Annotated in this window: 21 protein-coding genes and 1 pseudogene; 14 read left to right on the forward strand and 8 right to left on the reverse strand. The window is 66.5% G+C overall.

Translation table 11 applies throughout. The features are described 5' to 3' along the window. A pseudogene (locus ACR2MZ_RS02660) lies at positions 1–263 on the forward strand (radical SAM protein); the annotation flags it as partial. Continuing rightward, on the forward strand, positions 260–556 hold the full coding sequence (locus ACR2MZ_RS02665) for a cytochrome c-type biogenesis protein (RefSeq protein WP_434003523.1): 297 nt from the start codon (positions 260–262) through the stop codon (positions 554–556). The pseudogene ACR2MZ_RS02660 and the gene ACR2MZ_RS02665, both read left to right, overlap by 4 nt. An 18-nt stretch (positions 557–574) precedes the next feature. Here the strand turns inward: ACR2MZ_RS02665 and ACR2MZ_RS02670 are convergent, their stop codons facing one another. After that, the gene (locus ACR2MZ_RS02670) at positions 575–1,045 is read right to left on the reverse strand and encodes a VOC family protein (protein ID WP_434003577.1); all 471 of its coding nucleotides are present in this window, start codon (positions 1,043–1,045) and stop codon (positions 575–577) included. Positions 1,046–1,117: 72 nt separating this feature from the next. Here ACR2MZ_RS02670 and ACR2MZ_RS02675 point away from each other — a divergent pair, with 72 nt between their 5' ends. The 5 genes from ACR2MZ_RS02675 to ACR2MZ_RS02695 all read left to right on the forward strand — a co-directional run bounded on the left by ACR2MZ_RS02675 (position 1,118) and on the right by ACR2MZ_RS02695 (position 5,378). Then, positions 1,118–2,095: a helix-turn-helix domain-containing protein gene (locus ACR2MZ_RS02675; protein WP_434003524.1), complete on the forward strand. Its 978-nt coding sequence runs from the start codon at positions 1,118–1,120 to the stop codon at positions 2,093–2,095. A gap of 39 nt (positions 2,096–2,134) precedes the next feature. Further along, a complete protein-coding gene (locus ACR2MZ_RS02680) occupies positions 2,135–2,641 on the forward strand; it encodes a hypothetical protein (protein WP_434003525.1) in 507 nt (168 codons plus the stop codon). A 105-nt stretch (positions 2,642–2,746) separates the two neighbouring features. Next, on the forward strand, positions 2,747–3,628 hold the full coding sequence (locus ACR2MZ_RS02685; protein ID WP_434003526.1) for a DUF4097 family beta strand repeat-containing protein: 882 nt from the start codon (positions 2,747–2,749) through the stop codon (positions 3,626–3,628). Beyond that, complete coding sequence (locus ACR2MZ_RS02690; protein ID WP_434003527.1) at positions 3,625–4,587, forward strand: ATP-binding cassette domain-containing protein; 963 nt, start codon at positions 3,625–3,627, stop codon at positions 4,585–4,587. The genes ACR2MZ_RS02685 and ACR2MZ_RS02690 overlap by 4 nt, the downstream gene beginning before the upstream one ends. Continuing rightward, positions 4,584–5,378 carry an ABC transporter permease gene (locus tag ACR2MZ_RS02695; RefSeq protein WP_434003528.1) on the forward strand — a complete coding sequence of 265 codons (795 nt, stop codon included), beginning with the start codon at positions 4,584–4,586 and terminating at the stop codon, positions 5,376–5,378. The genes ACR2MZ_RS02690 and ACR2MZ_RS02695 overlap by 4 nt, the downstream gene beginning before the upstream one ends. A gap of 87 nt (positions 5,379–5,465) precedes the next feature. Here the strand turns inward: ACR2MZ_RS02695 and ACR2MZ_RS02700 are convergent, their stop codons facing one another. Next, positions 5,466–5,864 (reverse strand): type II toxin-antitoxin system VapC family toxin, encoded by a 399-nt coding sequence (locus ACR2MZ_RS02700; protein ID WP_434003529.1) that lies wholly within the window; start codon positions 5,862–5,864, stop codon positions 5,466–5,468. Then, positions 5,851–6,096: a hypothetical protein gene (locus ACR2MZ_RS02705; protein ID WP_434003530.1), complete on the reverse strand. Its 246-nt coding sequence runs from the start codon at positions 6,094–6,096 to the stop codon at positions 5,851–5,853. Before ACR2MZ_RS02705 ends, ACR2MZ_RS02700 begins: the two co-directional genes overlap by 14 nt. 141 nt (positions 6,097–6,237) lie before the next feature. Between ACR2MZ_RS02705 and ACR2MZ_RS02710 the strand changes: the two genes are divergently transcribed. The 3 genes from ACR2MZ_RS02710 (at position 6,238) to ACR2MZ_RS02720 (ending at position 9,871) form a co-directional block, all read left to right on the forward strand. Beyond that, positions 6,238–6,912 (forward strand): PadR family transcriptional regulator, encoded by a 675-nt coding sequence (locus ACR2MZ_RS02710; protein ID WP_434003531.1) that lies wholly within the window; start codon positions 6,238–6,240, stop codon positions 6,910–6,912. Next, complete coding sequence (locus tag ACR2MZ_RS02715; RefSeq protein ID WP_434003532.1) at positions 6,909–8,561, forward strand: DHA2 family efflux MFS transporter permease subunit; 1,653 nt, start codon at positions 6,909–6,911, stop codon at positions 8,559–8,561. Before ACR2MZ_RS02710 ends, ACR2MZ_RS02715 begins: the two co-directional genes overlap by 4 nt. Positions 8,562–8,677: 116 nt before the next feature. After that, positions 8,678–9,871 carry an alpha/beta fold hydrolase gene (locus tag ACR2MZ_RS02720; protein ID WP_434003578.1) on the forward strand — a complete coding sequence of 398 codons (1,194 nt, stop codon included), beginning with the start codon at positions 8,678–8,680 and terminating at the stop codon, positions 9,869–9,871. Between the two features lie 257 nt (positions 9,872–10,128). Here ACR2MZ_RS02720 and ACR2MZ_RS02725 read toward each other — a convergent pair whose 3' ends face one another. Genes ACR2MZ_RS02725 through ACR2MZ_RS02735 form a run of 3 tightly spaced genes read right to left on the reverse strand, consistent with a single transcriptional unit; the run spans position 10,129 to position 11,349 of the window. Beyond that, the gene (locus ACR2MZ_RS02725) at positions 10,129–10,569 is read right to left on the reverse strand and encodes an SRPBCC family protein (protein ID WP_434003533.1); all 441 of its coding nucleotides are present in this window, start codon (positions 10,567–10,569) and stop codon (positions 10,129–10,131) included. After that, positions 10,553–11,017 (reverse strand): SRPBCC family protein, encoded by a 465-nt coding sequence (locus tag ACR2MZ_RS02730; protein WP_434003534.1) that lies wholly within the window; start codon positions 11,015–11,017, stop codon positions 10,553–10,555. The genes ACR2MZ_RS02725 and ACR2MZ_RS02730 overlap by 17 nt, the downstream gene beginning before the upstream one ends. 2 nt (positions 11,018–11,019) lie before the next feature. Then, positions 11,020–11,349 carry an ArsR/SmtB family transcription factor gene (locus tag ACR2MZ_RS02735; RefSeq protein ID WP_434003535.1) on the reverse strand — a complete coding sequence of 110 codons (330 nt, stop codon included), beginning with the start codon at positions 11,347–11,349 and terminating at the stop codon, positions 11,020–11,022. A 19-nt stretch (positions 11,350–11,368) separates the two neighbouring features. On the opposite strand from ACR2MZ_RS02735, the gene ACR2MZ_RS02740 reads away from it, so the two are divergent. Further along, entirely contained in the window at positions 11,369–11,683 is a 315-nt protein-coding gene (locus ACR2MZ_RS02740; RefSeq protein WP_434003536.1) for a TfoX/Sxy family protein, read from the forward strand. A 585-nt stretch (positions 11,684–12,268) separates the two neighbouring features. On the opposite strand, the gene ACR2MZ_RS02745 is transcribed toward ACR2MZ_RS02740, so the two are convergent. Next, complete coding sequence (locus tag ACR2MZ_RS02745) at positions 12,269–12,622, reverse strand: VOC family protein (RefSeq protein ID WP_434003537.1); 354 nt, start codon at positions 12,620–12,622, stop codon at positions 12,269–12,271. Positions 12,623–12,787: 165 nt separating this feature from the next. On the opposite strand from ACR2MZ_RS02745, the gene ACR2MZ_RS02750 reads away from it, so the two are divergent. Both ACR2MZ_RS02750 and ACR2MZ_RS02755 read left to right on the forward strand, forming a co-directional pair. Then, positions 12,788–13,699 carry an ABC transporter ATP-binding protein gene (locus tag ACR2MZ_RS02750; RefSeq protein ID WP_434003538.1) on the forward strand — a complete coding sequence of 304 codons (912 nt, stop codon included), beginning with the start codon at positions 12,788–12,790 and terminating at the stop codon, positions 13,697–13,699. Then, a complete protein-coding gene (locus ACR2MZ_RS02755) occupies positions 13,696–14,610 on the forward strand; it encodes an ABC transporter permease (RefSeq protein WP_434003539.1) in 915 nt (304 codons plus the stop codon). Before ACR2MZ_RS02750 ends, ACR2MZ_RS02755 begins: the two co-directional genes overlap by 4 nt. Positions 14,611–14,657: 47 nt before the next feature. Here the strand turns inward: ACR2MZ_RS02755 and ACR2MZ_RS02760 are convergent, their stop codons facing one another. Continuing rightward, positions 14,658–15,806, reverse strand: coding sequence for a low temperature requirement protein A (locus ACR2MZ_RS02760; RefSeq protein WP_434003540.1), 1,149 nt, complete (start codon positions 15,804–15,806; stop codon positions 14,658–14,660). A 229-nt stretch (positions 15,807–16,035) separates the two neighbouring features. Here ACR2MZ_RS02760 and ACR2MZ_RS02765 point away from each other — a divergent pair, with 229 nt between their 5' ends. Next, a complete protein-coding gene (locus ACR2MZ_RS02765; protein ID WP_434003541.1) occupies positions 16,036–17,406 on the forward strand; it encodes a malonyl-CoA decarboxylase in 1,371 nt (456 codons plus the stop codon).

A 17,406-nucleotide genomic window follows, 5' to 3' on the forward strand; every position in this document is an offset into this window, starting at 1 on the left:
TGCCGGGCCGCCGCAAACGACTGCGCACACTGGTGGGTGAACGGGTCAAACGCATCACCGTCAAACCGTTCATGGACATCAACACGATGATCGAGGAGCGGCTCACCCAGTGCTGCGTGCACGTCGGAATGCGGAGCGCCGAGCAGGATCAGTGCGCGCCGTTCTGCGCCGTGCAGGCCTGGGCCCCGCTCGGTGCCGGCCGGCTGTCCGCGGTGGCCGCCGAGCCGAGCCGCCGCGTGCTGCCGCTGACGGTCGCCCGATGAGCGGCCCGCGCAGTACACCGACCAGCACCGAATCCGGTGCGCCGCAACCGTTAGACCCCCTGCGGCTGTGCGTGTACGCAACGATCGCCGCGTTGGCCTGGTGGCTGGGACCGTTCGCGTTGCTGGCCTTCGCGGCTCTCGGGTTCGCCGGCTACCTGCGCGCCCGCCGGGCAGGTCTGACCCGCAGCAAGTGTCTTCTCCGAGATACCCGTTTGGTGCTCGGCTATCTCGCCGTGCTGGCGGTCGCGGCGCTGGTCGGCATCGGGTTCGTCATCGCCCGGTGGATCGGCTGAGCGGGCCGCCGACCGGTCTCAGCCCTGGGAAGCCAACCACTGCTTGACCCGCTGCTCGGCCTCGGAGTCGGAGACCTGTTCGACCCTGGTCATCACCGACCAGCGGACGCCGAACGGATCAACGATCGAACCGAATCGATCTCCGGTGACGAAGGTCGACGGCGCTTCCCGGACGGTGGCGCCGGCCTGTTCGGCGGCGGCCACCACCGCATCGCAGTCGGAAACGTAGATGGCGATCGAGTGAGTCGCCGGCACGCTGCCGTCATGGGCGGCCAGACCGTAGTCCGCCATCGGGTCCGACAGTTGCAGTCGCCCCTGCTCCAATTGCAGCTCGGCGTGCGCGATGGTGCCGTCCGGCCCGTCCATCTTCGAGATCAGCGAGGCGCCGAACACCGAGCTGTAGAAGTCGATCGCCGCGGCGGCGCCGTCGACACACAGGAACGGCGTGCGTGTGCTGTAACCGGCCGGCCGTAAGTCGACACCGGTCATAGTGGCAGCGGAGGCTTCGGTTCCGGATTCGGGTGTATTCGTCATGTCGGTCAGTCTGCCTAGGCTGAGCCGATGAGGTCTAGGACGAACGCGACGGACGCGACACCCTCAGTTGCGGCCCCGTCGTCCGTCGATGCCCGGCGTCGAGCACGCGCCGACAAGCACGGCAATGGACTCGGCGAAGTGGTACACCCGCAGAGCACGGATCTGGTGTTGCAGCGGGGCCGGCTGCCGATCACCGAGCCGGCGATCATCGGTTACGCGGACTGGTTCTGGTCCGTTCGCTGGGTGCGGCACGGCCAACCGCTCCGAACCAGCGAGGTGATCACCAACCCGGTATGCCACTTGACGTTCGAGGACGGCCACCGCACCGGCGGCGATCCGTCGGTCCGGCATGGAATCCGGATGCCGGCGGCGGTCGTCACCACCGTGTGGACCAGTCGGTTCCGGGTGCAGTTGACCGGTGAGGGCCGCACCTTCGGCGTGCGGTTCCGGCCGGGCGGGCTGGCCGCGTTGATCGGCGCGCCGCTGGCTGCCGACCAATCACTGCGGGCCGACGACCTGCTGCCCGGTGCCGCCGACGTACTCCCGCGGGTACTGGCCGAGCCGGACGACGACGGTCGCCGCGACATCGTCCAGCGCTGGCTGGCCCGGCTCGCTCCGGAGCCGAGCATCGACTATCTACTGGCCTCCGAGCTGGTTTCCTGGTCGATGAGCACCAGCGACGTGGTTCGGGTGGAACAGGTGGCGCAGCGCGCCGGGCTGACGGTGCGCGGGGTGCAGCGACTGTTCCGGGAGTACATCGGGGTACCACCGAAATGGGTGCTGATGCGCTGCCGATTGCAGGACGCTGCCGCCGCCCTGGACACCGATCCGACCGCCGACCTGGCCGAGTTGGCGTCGCGTTTGGGCTGGTACGACCAGTCGCACTTCGTCCGAGACTTCCGCCGATTTCTCGGCGTGACACCGGGTCGTTATGCCCGGGATGCGGCAAGCTCCGGCGACCGATCGGCGCACGCTGAGCCAATTGGCGCCAAAAAGATGCGATAGTGGCTTGTCTTTGCGCCATTCTGGTGCCATCGTGGTGCCATGGAACTCACGCCATATGTCGACTCCCTCCGCAACCAACTGGCGGTGGCCGCCGAGAGTGGCGGCGAGCAGGCCCGCAAATTGGCCGAACGACTGGCCGCGCCGCTGGAGTCGGCGGTGCGGCTGGCCCTGCTGGAAGCACTGAGCGCGGCCGCCGCAGAGATCACCCTCGAACTCGCTCCCGGATCGGTGGACCTGCGGTTGCGGGGCCTGGAGCCGAGCTTCGTGGTCGCGGCACCTCCCGCCGATCAGCCGATCTCCGACTCGCCGCCACCGGCTGCCGCCGCACCACCAACGGCCATCGACGACGACAGCGCCATGACCCGGATCAACCTCCGGCTGAGCCAGGACCTCAAGGATCGGGTCGACGACGCCGCCAGGGGGGCCGGCCTGTCGGTCAACGCCTGGCTCGTCCGATCCGCCAACGCCGCACTGGATCCTGACGCTCACCGATCCACCGCACGAGCACCTGTCGGCGGAGATCGCTACACAGGTTGGGTCCGCTGACCCCAGCATCACTGAGAACGGCTGCACCGCAACGCCTTCACCCCTACGCAACCCATGGCGTACGCCGCTACCCGGACGACGCCCGCGAACCATCGGAGGAACACCATGCCCACATTCGACACTCATGAACCGATCGCGGCGACCATTGAACTCGCGGTCGGCGATGTGCTGATCACCGCGACCGATCGCACCAACACCGTTGTCGAGGTACGTCCCAGCGACGTCGGCCACGGACCCGACGTGCAGGCCGCCGAACAGACCAGGGTCTTTTATGACGCCGGCCGACTGTTGGTGAAGGGCCCGCAGCAACGCGGCATCGGGCTGTTCAACAAGATCGGTTCGATCGATCTGACGATCGAACTGCCGACCGGCTCCCAGCTCGACTGCGCCGCAGCGCTGGTTGCCGTCCGCTGTATCGGCCGGCTCGGCGAATGCCGCATCAAGACCTCCACCGGGGACATCCGGCTGGAGGACACCGGCCCGCTGGAGGTGACCACCTGTGGGTCGATCACCGTCGGCCGAGTGGCCGGCGATGCCGAGTTGAACACCAGTAACGGTCGATTGCGCGCCCGGCAGGTCGACGGTTCCGCAAAGCTGGACAACTCCAACGGCACCACCTGGGTTGGTGAGGTCGGCGGCACGCTGCGGGCCAGTTCCGCCAACGGCGACATCGTCATCGACCGGGCGGCCACCGAGGTCACCGCTGCCACCGCCAACGGCGATATCCGGATCGGCGAATTGACCAACGGGGTGGCATCTGCCAAGACCAGCATGGGCCGGGTGGAACTCGGCATCCGGCCCGGCACTGCGGCCCGGCTCGATGTGCACACCTCCTTCGGCCGAGTGCACAACGAACTGGCGGCCACCGACAGCCCGGGAACCTCTGATGGGCGGGTCGACGTCCGGGCGCGTACCAGTTACGGCGACATCGTCATCCGGCGTTCGACCCCGACCACCGACAACACCGAAAGGGGTGACGAGAAGTGAGCAACAGCAGCGCATCCGGACCAGCAGTCAGGGTTGCCGGGCTGACCAAGTCCTATGGCGACAAACTGGTGTTGGACGGCATCGATCTCGAGGTCGCCGAAGGAACGGTGTTCGCCCTGCTCGGCCCGAACGGCGCCGGCAAGACCACCATGGTGCAGATCCTGTCCACGCTGATCACGGCGGACGGTGGTGAGATGCATGTCGCCGGTCACGCGCTGGCTAAAGATCCCAACGCGGTGCGAGCCGCGATCGGTGTCACCGGCCAGTTCTCGGCAGTGGACAACCTGCTCACCGGCGAAGAGAACCTGCGCCTGATGGCAGATCTCCACCACCTGGGCCAACCTGAAGGCCGGCGGCGCGCCGCCGCGCTGCTCGCCCAATTCGACCTGGTCGATGCTGCGAAAAAGCCGGTGGCGACCTACTCGGGCGGTATGCGGCGTCGCCTTGACCTCGCGATGACTCTGGTGGGCAATCCTCGCCTGATCTTCCTCGACGAGCCGACCAGCGGGCTCGATCCGCGCAGCCGCCGCAACATGTGGCAGATCATCCGCCACCTCGTCGCCGAGGGGGTCACCATCTTCCTCACCACCCAGCAACTCGAGGAGGCCGATCAGCTCGCCGACCGGATAGCAGTCCTCGACCACGGGAGGGTCGTCGCCGAGGGCACCCCCGAGGAGCTCAAGCGCCGCATCGCCGGCGGCCACATCCGCCTGCAGTTCGCCGACGCAGGGGCGCTGGACTCGGCGACCCACATCTTTGGCGCGCTGTCGCGCGACGACGACGCACTGAGCCTCCAGGTGCCCAGCGACGGCAATGTCCGCTCGCTCAAGGCCGTGCTCGACCAACTCGACAGGGAGTCGATCGAGGTCGACAGTCTGTCGATCCACACCCCCGACCTGGACGACGTCTTCTTCGCCGTCACCGGCCACACCAACACACAGAAGGACAGCCAGCAATGAGTACCCTGCGCTACACAGTCACCGATTCGGCAACGATGCTGCGCCGCAACCTCCGGCACCTGCAGCGCTACCCGTCCGTGACACTGTTCGTCGTCGGCATTCCGGTGGTCCTGCTGCTGCTGTTCGTCTACGTCTTCGGCGGTACGCTGGGTGCCGGACTCGCGGGCGTGTCAGACGGCCGTACCGCCTACCTCAATTACGTCGCCCCCGGAATCATCCTGATGACGGTGGCCGGCGCAGCACAGGGAACTGCCATCTCCGTCGCCATGGACATGACCGCAGGCATCATCGCTCGCTTCCGGACCATGGCCATCTCCCGCGCCTCGGTGCTGACGGGCCACGTCCTCGGCAGCATGGTTCAGTCAATGCTCAGCGTCGCAGTCGTCATAGGTGTGGCGCTGCTCATCGGGTTCCGGCCCACCACCGATCCCCTGAAGTGGATCGCGGCGATCGGTGTCCTCGCGATGATCAGCTTTGCGCTCATCTGGCTGTCGGTCGCGTTGGGCCTGGTCAGTAAGAGCGTCGAGACCGCCAGCAACCTACCCATGTTCCTGATGCTGCTGCCGTTCCTCGGCAGCGGTTTCGTCCCCACGGCATCGATGCCGGCCGGGCTGCGCTGGTTCGCCGAGTACCAGCCCTTCACACCCGTGATCGAGACGCTGCGGGGACTGCTGATGGGCACCCCGATCGGCAACAGCGCCATACTCGCTGTCGCCTGGTGCGCCGCGATCACAGTTGTCGGATACGTCTGGGCGCGGGCGTTGTACAAGCGCGACCCCGCAGCACTGTAGACGGACCTGGCCGCCGACGCACGCGGCGCGAGATCCGGTGGGATCGCGCAGATCGGACCACACGGCCGGCGGGGCGACTCCAGATGGCTACCGGTGGTCGATAGCCTCGACCCGGCAGGTGGGTCCGGTTGCCGCTTCGAGCCGTCGATCGGTGGTCAGGAGGACGGCGTCCAGCGCCTCAGCGAGTGCAATGTACATGGCGTCCCAGCCTCGCACGGTGTCTCGCAGCTCCCAGGCACGGGAGAGGAGAACGCGATGGCCGAAACGCTCGCCGGGCCAGGCCTCGAGGTCTTCAATCGCCTGGGTGGCCTCGGTGCGATCCAGTCGTCCACGAAGGTGCTCGCGCCGGATGACGCCGAAGACCTCGACGTCGACTATGTGCGGAGCCGCCTGGTCTGTGTCGGCGGCCAGCCTGTCGCGGATCGGTTGGGCGCCGGGACCGCCGATCAACACCTCACAGAGGCAGGAGGCGTCAACGACCAGCATCGGCCGGCGCCCCGCGCTGCTCGTCGAGCGCGGCTAAGATCTCGACCCGCCCGAGTGGTGAGGAGCGCCGCCGGGTGCGCTTCAGCCATTCCTCCATGCTGGGCCGTGCAGCCAGTCGCCCCGCCTCCGCGCGCAGCAGTTGGGGGACGCTGATGCCGATCTCAGACGCGCGCCGAACCAGTCCCGCGTAGACGTGGTCGTCAAGATCCCGGATCTGCACGGTCTTGGGCACATGTTGACTCTAACATGCGACAGTGCATCTCTGCGTGCGATTTAGCATCACCGTTGACCAGCCATGGTCCGCCGGTGAGGCGCGGCCGGCGGAGGTCCGTAGACCGTTGTAGAAGGGTATACTCCTTCTGGAGTATTCATTATGGAGTTCGGTTCTCTCGGTCTGGCCGTCATGGCCCTGCTGCATGAGGCGCCGATGCATCCCTACGAGGTGGTGGGGCACATGCGGCGGCGACATCTTGACCAGCACATCAAGCTCAATTTCGGCTCCCTTTACCACACCTTTGACAAGCTTGAGCGGCAGGGATTGGTGGAGGCGAGGGAGGTGAACCGAGAGGGGCACCGGCCCGAGCGCACCGTTTATCGCCTGACGGCTGAAGGCCGTCAGCGATTCGCGGAGCGACTGGTTCGGATGCTGCGCCAGCCTGACGCGGTCTACAGCGACTTCGAGGCGGCGCTGGCCTTCCTCTACCGGCTGCCTAAAGAGCAGGTCGTGGACACCTTGCGCCAACGGGCTGATGCTCTCGATGCCGAGTGGGTGGAGACAGGTGCTCAGCTGGGGTGGCTCGCTGACAATGGACTCTCGCGTCTATCGGTGGTCGAGATGGAATTCGGTCAGGACCGGCGCCAGTCGCAAGCCCGCTGGTGCCGGGCGCTGGCGGCCGAAATCGAGAGCGGCGAGCTGGAATGGCTGGCCGGGTGGAAAGGAGCCCCCAATCTAACCGGCGCAGCCGACGATTCCCAAGAGCAGGGAACAGAAGGGGGTGACATCGCAGTTGGTGGTCAGGTGCATGTCTTGGAGGTGGAGACAAGGTGAAATCGTGGCGGGGTAACCCGTGGGCAATCCTGCTGGTGCTGTGCATGGGCTTCTTCATGGTTCTGTTGGACCTGACGATCGTGAACATCGCGATCCCGAGCATCATCGACAGCCTGAAGGCAGGGCTCGATCAGATTCTCTGGGTGCTCAACGCCTACACCCTGACCTACGCTGTGCTGCTCATCACGGCCGGGCGGCTGGGTGATCGCTTCGGCCAGCGCAACATGTTCGCCGCGGGCCTTGCGATCTTCACTGCCGCGTCGGCATATTGCGGTCTGGCCCAGGATCCCTCCCACCTGATCTTCGCCCGGATCCTCCAAGCCATCGGCGGCGCCCTTCTGACCCCGCAGACGCTGGCCATCCTGACCACCCAGTTCCCGCCTCAGCGGCGGGGTGCCGCCTTCGGCGTGTGGGGAGCCGTCGCCGGCGTCGCCACACTCGCGGGGCCCACTCTGGGGGGCTTGCTCACCACCTACCTCGACTGGCGCTGGATCTTTTACGTCAACCTGCCCATCGGTATCGCGACCATCGTGCTGGCGCTCCTGATCATTCCCGACGTGCGGCAGGGCCGCCGCGGCGGCATCGAGCTGGTGGGCATCATCCTGGCCTCGCTCGGACTCTTCCTCATCACCTTCGGTCTCATCGAAGGCCAGAAGTTCAACTGGTCGACGTTGACAACTCAGGCGGGCATCGACATCACCATCCCTGAGGTGTTGATCCTGGGTGCCGTGGTGCTCGCAGCCTTCTTCGTCTGGGACTTCTTCCGGATGACGCCGCTGGTTCCCCTTTCGCTTTTTCAGGACCGCAACTTTTCAGTGATGAACTGGGTCAGTGCGGTCCTGACCTTCGGCATGATCGGCCTCTTCCTGCCGCTCACCATCTACCTTCAGTCGGCGCTCGGCTTCTCGCCCATCAAGGCTGGCCTGACACTTGCCCCGCAGTCGCTGATCTCAATGGCGGTGGCACCCTTCGCCGGCCGCTACGCCGATAAATACGGCGGCAAGTACATAGTCATGGCAGGGCTTGCCCTCTTCGCCGTCGGGATGACGATCATCGACTTTCTCGCCGGTCCCACCTCGGATTGGTACAACTTCCTGCCCGGCGTGCTGGTCGCCGGCTTCGGGCTGGGCATGACCTTCGCACCGCTCTCCACAGTTGCGCTTCGCAACATCCGGCCCCGGATGGCAGGGGCTGCCTCAGGTGTCCTCAATACAGTGCGCCAGTTGGGGGGTGCGGTCGGCAGCGCGGTGGTGGGTGCCGTGCTTCAAAACCGGCTGGCGACAGCTTTCCACGACCAGGCTGTGCAGCGCTCGGGACAGCTCCCGCCGGCGGCCCGGCAGCCCTTCATCGACGGCTTCAGCAAGGCCGCCTCCGGCGGTCTCGACGTCGGCAGGCACCAGTCGACAGCGCCCATCCCGGGAGTGCCGCCCGAGGTGGCCCAGCAGATCGCAAAGGTGGCGCACGACGTCTTCGCCTACGGTTTCATCGACGCCATGCGGCCCACCCTTGTGGTGCCCATCGTGATGCTGGCAGTGGCGTCGATCAGCTGTCTGGCGATCAAGCGGCGGGTCCGGCCGGCCACGGCGCCCGCAGGGCGAAGCGAAGCCAGCCAGGAACTTTCGCCGGCTGAGCCGGTGACCGCCGGCTGAGCGCTATCTTTCCGGCGCGCGCTCCCCAGCGGGAGGGCTGGGTCGAAGTTGGTGGCGTCCGGCTTCGCTACGCCGAGTGGAACGAGGCCGACGGCGTCGATCGTCCTGTTCTGTTCCTGCTGCATGGGCTCGACGCCAACGTGTATGTCTGGAGCAGGCTTGCCTCACATCCGCCGGGCTGGCGGCTGGTCGCGCTCGACCAGCGCGGCCATGGCGGCTCTGAGCACCCGGCGGCAGGCTACTCGGTCCAATCAGTCGTCGCAGATGCTGTGGCCGCGATCAGGCAGCTCGGGCTCCAGCGGCCGGTCCTGGTTGGGCACTCCTGGGGCGGCGCCATTGCGCTGGAGCTGGCGGCCGCGCATCCGGAGCTGGTCTCCGCCCTGGCCTTCGTGGACGGGCCGGCGGCTGACGTCGCTGGCGCCATGACCTTGGAGGTGGCGGCCGCCCAGATGCTGGACGGCGCTCGCGGCTATTCGGCCGTGGAGGCGGCGTTCGCTGCCCAGGAGCGGTACTTAGGCCAGGCCTGGGGAATGGACCTGATTCCGTTCGTCGAGCGCAGCCTGCGCCAACTCCCGGAGGGGGGCGTGACGTCCAAGCTGACGCTTGAGGCGCGGCTGGAGATCCTCAGCTCGATGTACGAGTACCGGCCGGCAGAGCTCTTCAGCCAGGTCCAAGGACCGCTGCTGCTGTCGCTGGCGGCCTGGACTCGGGAGACAAAGGCTGAGGTGTTCTTGGGCTGGAAGCGAGCGGCCGCAGCGCACGTCCAAGAGCAGCGCAGCGACTCCTGGGTGCGCTGGTATGAATCTCATCACGAGGTGACGCTTTTCCAACCGGGCCGGCTCGCCGCGGACCTGGAGCGCCTGGCCTTCGCCGCGGCGTACTCAGATCTGGCCCATCAGGTAGAGAGGCTCGAGCTGGACTGGCAAACGCCGCTCATTGGCGAGCAGGAGGCTTGGACTGCCAAGGACCTGCTGGCGCATCTGGCCAGCACCCAGACTTCCCTGAGCCACCTTGTTCTGACTGCAGGTGCTCAGCTGTGGTCAGAGGCGGCCGAAGAGGCCCCGCCGTTCGACGCCGACCGCTGGAATGCCAGCCAGGTCGGCCGCCGCCGCCAAACCACTCCTGACGAGCTCATGGAGGAGCTCAGCGCAGGTGCACGGCGGGCCACCGAGCTGCTGAGTACTGCCGATCTCGAGGCGCCGACGACTGCTGGTCCGCTGCCGGGCCAACCACTTCGGAAGACGCTCCAGCTGTTGGTCAGGCATGGCTACGACCACCTTCGTCGACTGCAGGCGGTCGCTCAGGCCTAAACCTGGACCACGTCTGGTCCGGTCTCTTGACCACGCTCCCTAAATTGCGTGCGAGCACTTCGCGCTGATGAGAGCACTGGCCTGGTGGCGCTCCTTACTGGCCGCCGCTTCGAGCTACCACACTCACCTCAAGCAGGGTGATGAAAAAGGGTCGTCGAGTGATTGGGCCGCATGGGCGCCAAGGCGCCGACGAGGCCGCAGGCCCGAAGCCCCTTTTCATCGGCTTGCTAGGTCAGGGATCGGATCAGCCCTTTACATCAGGGGCCGGGTGTACGTCGGGCGAGCACCTCGCCAAGGCGATCGAGCGCCCGCACCTCACTCCCCATCGTCCGTGCAATCAGTGGCGATATGAGTTTGCTGAAGCCCCGCGGCTCGGCTTCCAAGCTGAAGGTCACGCGGGTGCGGCCGCCCTCATCCGCGAGCTCGTAGCGTCCCGCGGGCCGTACGGGACCACTCAGCGCCCGAAAGCCGATCAGCGATGGCGCTTCGAGTTCCGAGCGCTCGAAGTCGGCGTCAATGCGCCGACCGAAGGGACCTTTAACCCCCTGCTTGTAGACAGCGCCAATGCCATCGCCCGACATGCGCTTGATGTCGAGCACGCCGGGCCGCCATTGCGGATCGTTCTCGCTGTCGGCAAGGAAATCGAAGACCTCACCGCACGGGCGGTCGATGACTATCGTGTTACTGGCGCGTGGCATGGTAGTCCTCCGTTTGAGATGGAAAGAGTGCTCCGAGCTTGTCGAGTCCGCTTTCCCAGCCCTCGAGATAGGGAGTGCTATCGGCCCCCGGCGGGAAGCCTGCGTGGGTCAGGATCAGCTCGGTCCGACCGCCGAGGTCGATGAACTCGACTGTCACGAGCGACTCGGTCGGATCCGGCACGCCAGACTCCCAGCGCCATGTGTAGACGAGTAGCGCCGGCGGCTCCACCGCCCGAAAGGTGCCCGCAAGTCGCAGCGCCTCGCCGGATGGAGGCTGCATGATGAGCAGGTACCGTCCCCCGGGCCGAAGGTCGATCTCGGCATGTGGCGTGGTGAAGGCGCCCGGACCCCACCAGCGCTTGAGCTCGTCAGGGTCTGTCCACGCGCGGAAGACCTCGTGCCGTGGCGCAGCGAGAACACGCCGCAAGCGGAGTTCGTGCGAGGCCATCGTCACTCGTTCTCCTCGAGGTGCGTAGCGAGCGCGCTCAGCCGCTGCCCCCAAAACACGCGATAGGTCGCGAGCCAACTGTCGGCCACCCCAAGCGGCTCCGGATCGAGACGACACCGCCGCAGCCGACCATCCTTCCAGTGCTCGAGCAGCTGGGCGCGCTCAAGGACATGGAGGTGCTTGACCACTGCCGGAAGCGAGAGCGGAAACGGCCTCGCCAGCTCACTGACCGACATCTCGCCCTCGGCCAACCTGGCGACGATGGCCCGCCGGGTGGGATTGGCGATTGCACCGAACACCTGGTTGAGAACCACCGGCTCAGACTTAACCATCTGGTTTAGTATGACAGGCATGCCGCTCCAGGAACCGCCGGCCTACCGCGCGGTTGTCGAGTCACTGCTGAGTAACCCCGCAGTCAGCGAGGCGAGAATGATGGGCATGCCAGCACTGAAAGCCCGCGGCAGGCTGTTCGGCGGGCTCGCCGACGGGTGCCTGGTGGTCCGAATCGGCCGCTCGCGCGTCGACGAGCTCGTCGCGATGGCCCACGCCGAACCGTTCGATCCGTCGGGCCGCGGCCGACCGATGAGGGATTGGGCCTTGGTTCGCCAGTCCCCCGAGGGTTGGGAGTCGCTTGCGCACGAGGCCCTCACGCTTCTCGACGCCTAGGCGACTCAGTACCTCCGAATCGGCCGAACTTGCAGCATTTTCTCTTGATCGTGTTCTGCTTGCGTTTGCCGGAGACGAAGGCGGCCCGTCCGGGGCGTCCGGCTTTCGACTCACGGATCTGGGTCTCGGCGCCGTCGATGCACAGCGTGACGTTTTCGGCCTCGGCGTAGGCGAACCCGTCCGCCAGGGTGCGCAGGCGCAGGCCTGGTCGCTGCGGGACGGCGAACCCGCGTTCGGCCAGCAGCGGCCTGATCTCGCCGATCGCCCGGCCGATCGTGGAGGACCCGACCTAGTAGATCACGCCGAGGGCCTCGTGGGTCCAACCGGTGCGCCAAGTGGGCCAGGGTGACCAGCCGTCGGCCGGTGAACACCGACTCGTATTTTGACCCAGCGGCGCCGCTGGCGGCGCCAGGACTCGCATCGCGCCTCCCACCGCCGCGCGAGTTCGGTGACAAGCTCGCCGAGGTGTTCGCGTGACAGCCCGCAGAAGGCGGAATGGGACACGATCGCGCGGACCTAGCCGTGGGGCACACCTCGACAACCTAGTGCGGCCACCAGCACGTCACCGCCTGCGTGAAGACACGGTCAGGCCGGCTGCCACAGCTCGATCCGATTGCCCTCAGGATCGGTGACCCAGCCGAATCGACCGACACCCTCCATGTTCTGCGGATCTTTTGCCACGTCCGCTCCCTTGGCGCGCAGTTGTCCGAGCATCGCATCCAGGTCGCGGACCCGGAAGTTGATCATAGCCTGCTGGCCACGGGACCCGAAGTAGTCGGTCTCGGACTCGAACGTCGCGAACACCGTTGGCCCGGCTTCCTGACGCCATTCACCGTTCTCATCGGCGTCCAGGCCTAGGCAATCGCGATACCACGCGCCCAGGGCCACCGGGTCGGCGGCCCGCATGAAGTATCCACCGATTCCAAGCACATGTTCCATGTGGTCATCTTGCCAGGACGGCGATCGGGCGGGCTGGCACCACACCATCCTCCGCTTCACACCCTAATCTCAATCGCGGGGGGAACTCGTAAGTGCCCCGAGGTGGCTCCGGCCGCTCAGCCCGAGTCCTGCCACAATCGTGCGCTTGGTGGTGCCATGCAGGCGATGAAGGAAAGCATTCTGAGCACCCACGCTCTTTCCAAGCGCTACGGCCAGAGAACTGTTGTCGACCAGCTGGAGCTGCAGGTTGACCGCGGCGAGGTTTTCGGCTTTCTCGGCCCGAACGGGGCAGGCAAGACCACCACCATTCGGATGGCGCTGGGCTTGGTCGAGCCCACCGCGGGCAGCGTCGAACTCTTCGGCAGCGATGTGCGTACGCATGGCGCTCAGGTGCTGCCCCGGGTCGGGGCGCTGGTCGAGTCACCGGCGTTGTACGGCTACATGAGCGGTCGCGACAACCTGCGCGCCGTCGGCAGGGTGCTCGGCGGCATCTCGGAGAGCCGGATGGATGAGGTGCTGGAGGTCATCCACCTGCGCGGGCGCGACGGCGACCGCGTCAACACCTACTCACTCGGCATGAAGCAGCGGTTGGGCCTGGGCCTGGCGATGCTCAACGACCCCGATCTCTACATCCTCGATGAGCCGGCGAACGGCCTCGACCCGGCGGGCATCGCTGAGATCCGCGATCTTCTCCGGGAACTGGCCGCGCAGGGCCGCACTGTGTTCATTTCCAGCCACGTCCTGAGCGAGATCCAGCAGATCTGTGACCGGGTGGCAATCATTCAGGAGGGCCGGCTTGTGACTTTGTCCACTGTCGCCCAGCTGACCGAATCCGGCGGGGAGTTCATAGTCATCGTGGAACGGCCGGAGGCGGCGCTGGCGCTCGTCAGGACGCAGCCCTGGGGCCAAAAGGCCCGGCTGGAAGACCTGCAGCTGGTCGTGCCCTCGCCCAGCGGCCGGGGACGTGACCTCGTGCAGTTCCTGGCCGGTCACGGCCACTGGCCCGATGTGATCAGGGAACGCCAGCAGTCCCTGGAGGAGATTTTCTTGGATCTCACAGGAAGGGAGGCTAGATGACAGCTACTTCGATCTCCGAACGTGGTCTCAGCCCCGCCCAGGCGCGGTCGCCCAGGGCATCTTTCGCAGGCGCCGTCGGGTCTGAGCTGCTGAAGCTGCGCAAGCAGCGACTCAACTGGGTGATGATCGCGCTCGCCGTCCTGCTCTTTGGGGTCATGGCTCTAGGCCTCGGCACCTCAGACCAGCGGCAGCTGCTGGCGAAGTCGCCCCACACGTTCTTCAACAATTTTCTCGACATCTGGACCACCACCTTCCAGATCGGCTCGGGCATCGTGCTCCTGCTGGTCTCGGCCCGCCTCATGGGCATGGAGTACTCGGCCGGGACGCTGAGGATTTTGCTCGCCCGCGGTCAGGGCCGGCTCCAGCTCTTGGCGGCGAAGCTGCTGGTCCTCATCTCGCTCGGCCTGCTCCTGCTCGCCGGTTACGTGATCCTGGTCGGCGCTTACACGGCCGGCACCGTGATCGTCCTGCACGGCAACCTGGATCCCTTGCGGAGCCTGCCCCCGGTGGCTTGGCAGAACCTCGGCCTGGCCGCTCTAGTCCAGGTGGTCAGCATCGTCTGCGCAGTCCTGCTGGGCACGGCCGCCGCCGTGGTCGGTCGCTCACTGGCCTTTGCGGTGGGCGTGGCGATGAGCTTCTATCCCGCCGACAACTTTGGCGCGCTGGTCCTGATCCTGCTCAGAAGCGCCACCCACCAGAGCTTCTGGACCAAGCCGAGCGACGTCTTGCTGGGGGCCAACTTCAACGTCCTGCTCCAAACGCTGGAGCCTGATCATTCGAGTCGCCCCGCCTTCGCGGTCCCCGTCGACCACGTGGATGCAACTCACGCTCTGGTGGTCATCGCCGCCTGGGCCATGCTCTTTCTGGGCGGCTCCATAGTCCTCCTGCTCCGGCGCGACGTGAACCAATAGCCCCCAAGCCCCGGTCCGTGGGCTGACCCTCAAGAGATCCTCCGGAGCTAAATCGCACCAGCATCGCCAGGTCTTCGGTCTGAGCGTGTGCGCCCTTGCCTCCCGGCCAACCGATCCCCGGCGGCGACCAGCAGCACGAGGGCGGCCACCGCACCGCCCAAAGCAAGAGCTGACACGTGTCCGGCTGCCGGCAGCATCACGGCCAGGACGCCGATCGCCCCCAGCCGGCTCCACGGTGTCGTGCGCCAGACGATTGCCTTGAAGGCGGCATGCCCCGCCAGGAACAGGGCAGTGCCGCCGAGCGTCAGCGCGGTCGTGGCTGTGTCCGCCAGGTGCGATGGATGTGACAGGACCAGTTCGTCCGCGGCGGCGGTGACGATGATGCCTGCCACCATGATCGGGTGGATGAAGTGGTAGGCGGACCTTCCCAGCCGACCGGGGTCGTCGGAATGCGCGACCAACTCCATGCCGGCTTCAGCGCTGCGGTCGAAGTAGATCCACCAGAAGGCCGCCGCGCCCAGGAACGCCACCAGACAGGCGCCGACTTCCGCGGCAGCGATATGGCTGAGGCCCGACAGCGTGGCGCCGATGACCACTACCGACTCGCCGAGCGCGATCAGCAGAAAGGCCTGACAGCGTTCAGCGAAGTGGTTCCCGTTGATAGTCCAATCCGCGGTGGTCGAACGGCCGAGGCCGGGGGTGTAGAAGCCGACGGCGCCGCCCAGAAGGTCCACCGCCACCGCCAACAGCCACAGCAGTTCACGGGCTCGCTCCTGCGCGAGGCCGCCGAGGATGGCGATAATGCCGCTGGCGACGGACCAGACCAGGATGCGCTCATAGTTGCGTTGCAGGCGGTCACTGCGTAGCCCGGCAACGGCGAAGGCGCTCCGGCCGACCTGCATGACGGCGTAAGCGGCGCCAACGACCAGACCAGCCTGAGCGAAGGCGTTCGGCAAAGCGGCCGACAGCACCAGGCTTACCAGCATGAGCCCGAGCAGCAGCAAACGGACAGGTAGCCGCTCGGGATCCAACCAGTTGGTCACCCAGGTCGTGTAAACCCAGAGCAACCAGACCATGGCGAGCAGCAGTACGGTTTGCAGCCCGCCCTCGACCGAAAGATGACCAAGCAGGCTGTGGGAGAGCTGGGTGACCGCGAAGACGAAGACCAGGTCGAAGAAGAGCTCAATGTTCGTCACCCGATGAGAGCCACCCTTCTTCCGCAACAGGTTCGCTGGGGACGTTGGGGCTGCAGTCGACGTCACGGCGAACAGTTTGGCCCCATCGGGTGGTTCCACGCCGGGTTGCTTCAAGACATCAGCAACGTCGGGTCAACGAGGCGCCGGATGGCCAGCGTTCGGGGCGGCCTCGGAGCCTCGCTGTAGATTCGGCTCAAGGTGTTCCGCCCGCTGAGCGTTCGGAGTGGCCATGGCGGCACGTAGCTGGTTTGAGCACGTTGGCGTCATCGCCGACCGCGGCCGGGCGGTCCTCAACCTGCCCGTGGGCCGGCAGAGCCGCGATGCCCGCCAGCTCTGCGAGCGGCTCTTGGCCCAGCGGGGGGAAGCGGCGGGCATTGCGCTCGCCAGCGACCTCGTGGATGAGATCAACGCGATGGACGGGCGAAAGACAGCCGACTTCCTTCGCCTGCTGGCCGCCCGCTTTGCGCCTGACCCGGCCGGCCTGGAGAGAGCGATCGAGCGCTGGCGCGCCGAACGCGATGTGGCGGCTACGCTGCAGCTGCAAGCGGCCAGCGAACCGCCCCGCCAGGAGCTGTTCCGGCGGCTCAACATGGCGCCCGGCGGCACTCGTACGCTGGTGAATCTGCGCGCCAGCCTACTCGCGCTCGATCCCGACCCTGACCTGGAAGCTCTCGACTTCGATCTGCGCCATCTGCTGAGCTCATGGTTCAACCGCGGCTTCCTGCAGTTGCAGGAGATCAGTTGGGAGACGCCCGCGGCCATTCTCGAAAGGCTCATCGAGTACGAGGCGGTGCACGCGATTCAGGGCTGGGCCGACCTTCGCCTTCGGCTGGCCGAGGATCGCCGCTGCTACGCCTTCTTCCACCCGGCCCTGCCGGGCGAGCCGCTCATCTTCGTCGAGGTGGCCCTCAGTCATGGCCTGGCCACAGCCATCGGTCCGGTGATCGATCCGGGGCGCAATGTCGGCTCGACCAAGAACGCTGACACGGCCATCTTCTACTCGATCAGCAACTGCCAGAAAGGCCTGCGCGGCATCTCCTTCGGCAACTTCCTGATCAAGCAGGTGGTGAGCGAGCTCTCGGCTGCGCTGCCGGGGCTCAAGACGTTCGCTACGCTCTCGCCCGTCCCCGGATTGGCAGCGAGCTTGCTGGACGAGGAAGATCCGGAAGGCTTCACTGACGCCCGGCTCCGAGCACTCATCGGTGATCAGGCCGACGAGCTGAACCGGTTGGCGGCCGCCCAGGGAAGCCCACTGCGGGAGCTGCTCACCGCGCCCGCGCCCCACCCGGAACGGGTGAGCAAGGTGCTGGAACGGCTGTGCCTCGCCTATCTCACCTGTCAGCGTCGCAACGGCCGCAGCGCGGCTGACCCGGTGGCCCACTTCCATCTCGCGAACGGCGCGCGCCTGGAACAGATCAATGTCGACGCTGACCTGTCCGAGGGAGGACGCAGCTCCTGTGGCGTGATGGTGAACTACCTCTACGAGCCCGAGCGGCTCGAGTTCAACCACGAGCGCTACGTCGAGACCGGTGAGGTGGTCAGGGGTCGCTCACTGAACACCGCCCAGAAGCGGGTGCAGGCTGCCTGGTCCGCGCGCTGA

This window comes from Candidatus Dormiibacter sp., from assembly GCF_050999135.1.
GTDB classification, from domain to species: domain Bacteria; phylum Chloroflexota; class Dormibacteria; order Dormibacterales; family Dormibacteraceae; genus Dormiibacter; species Dormiibacter spiritus.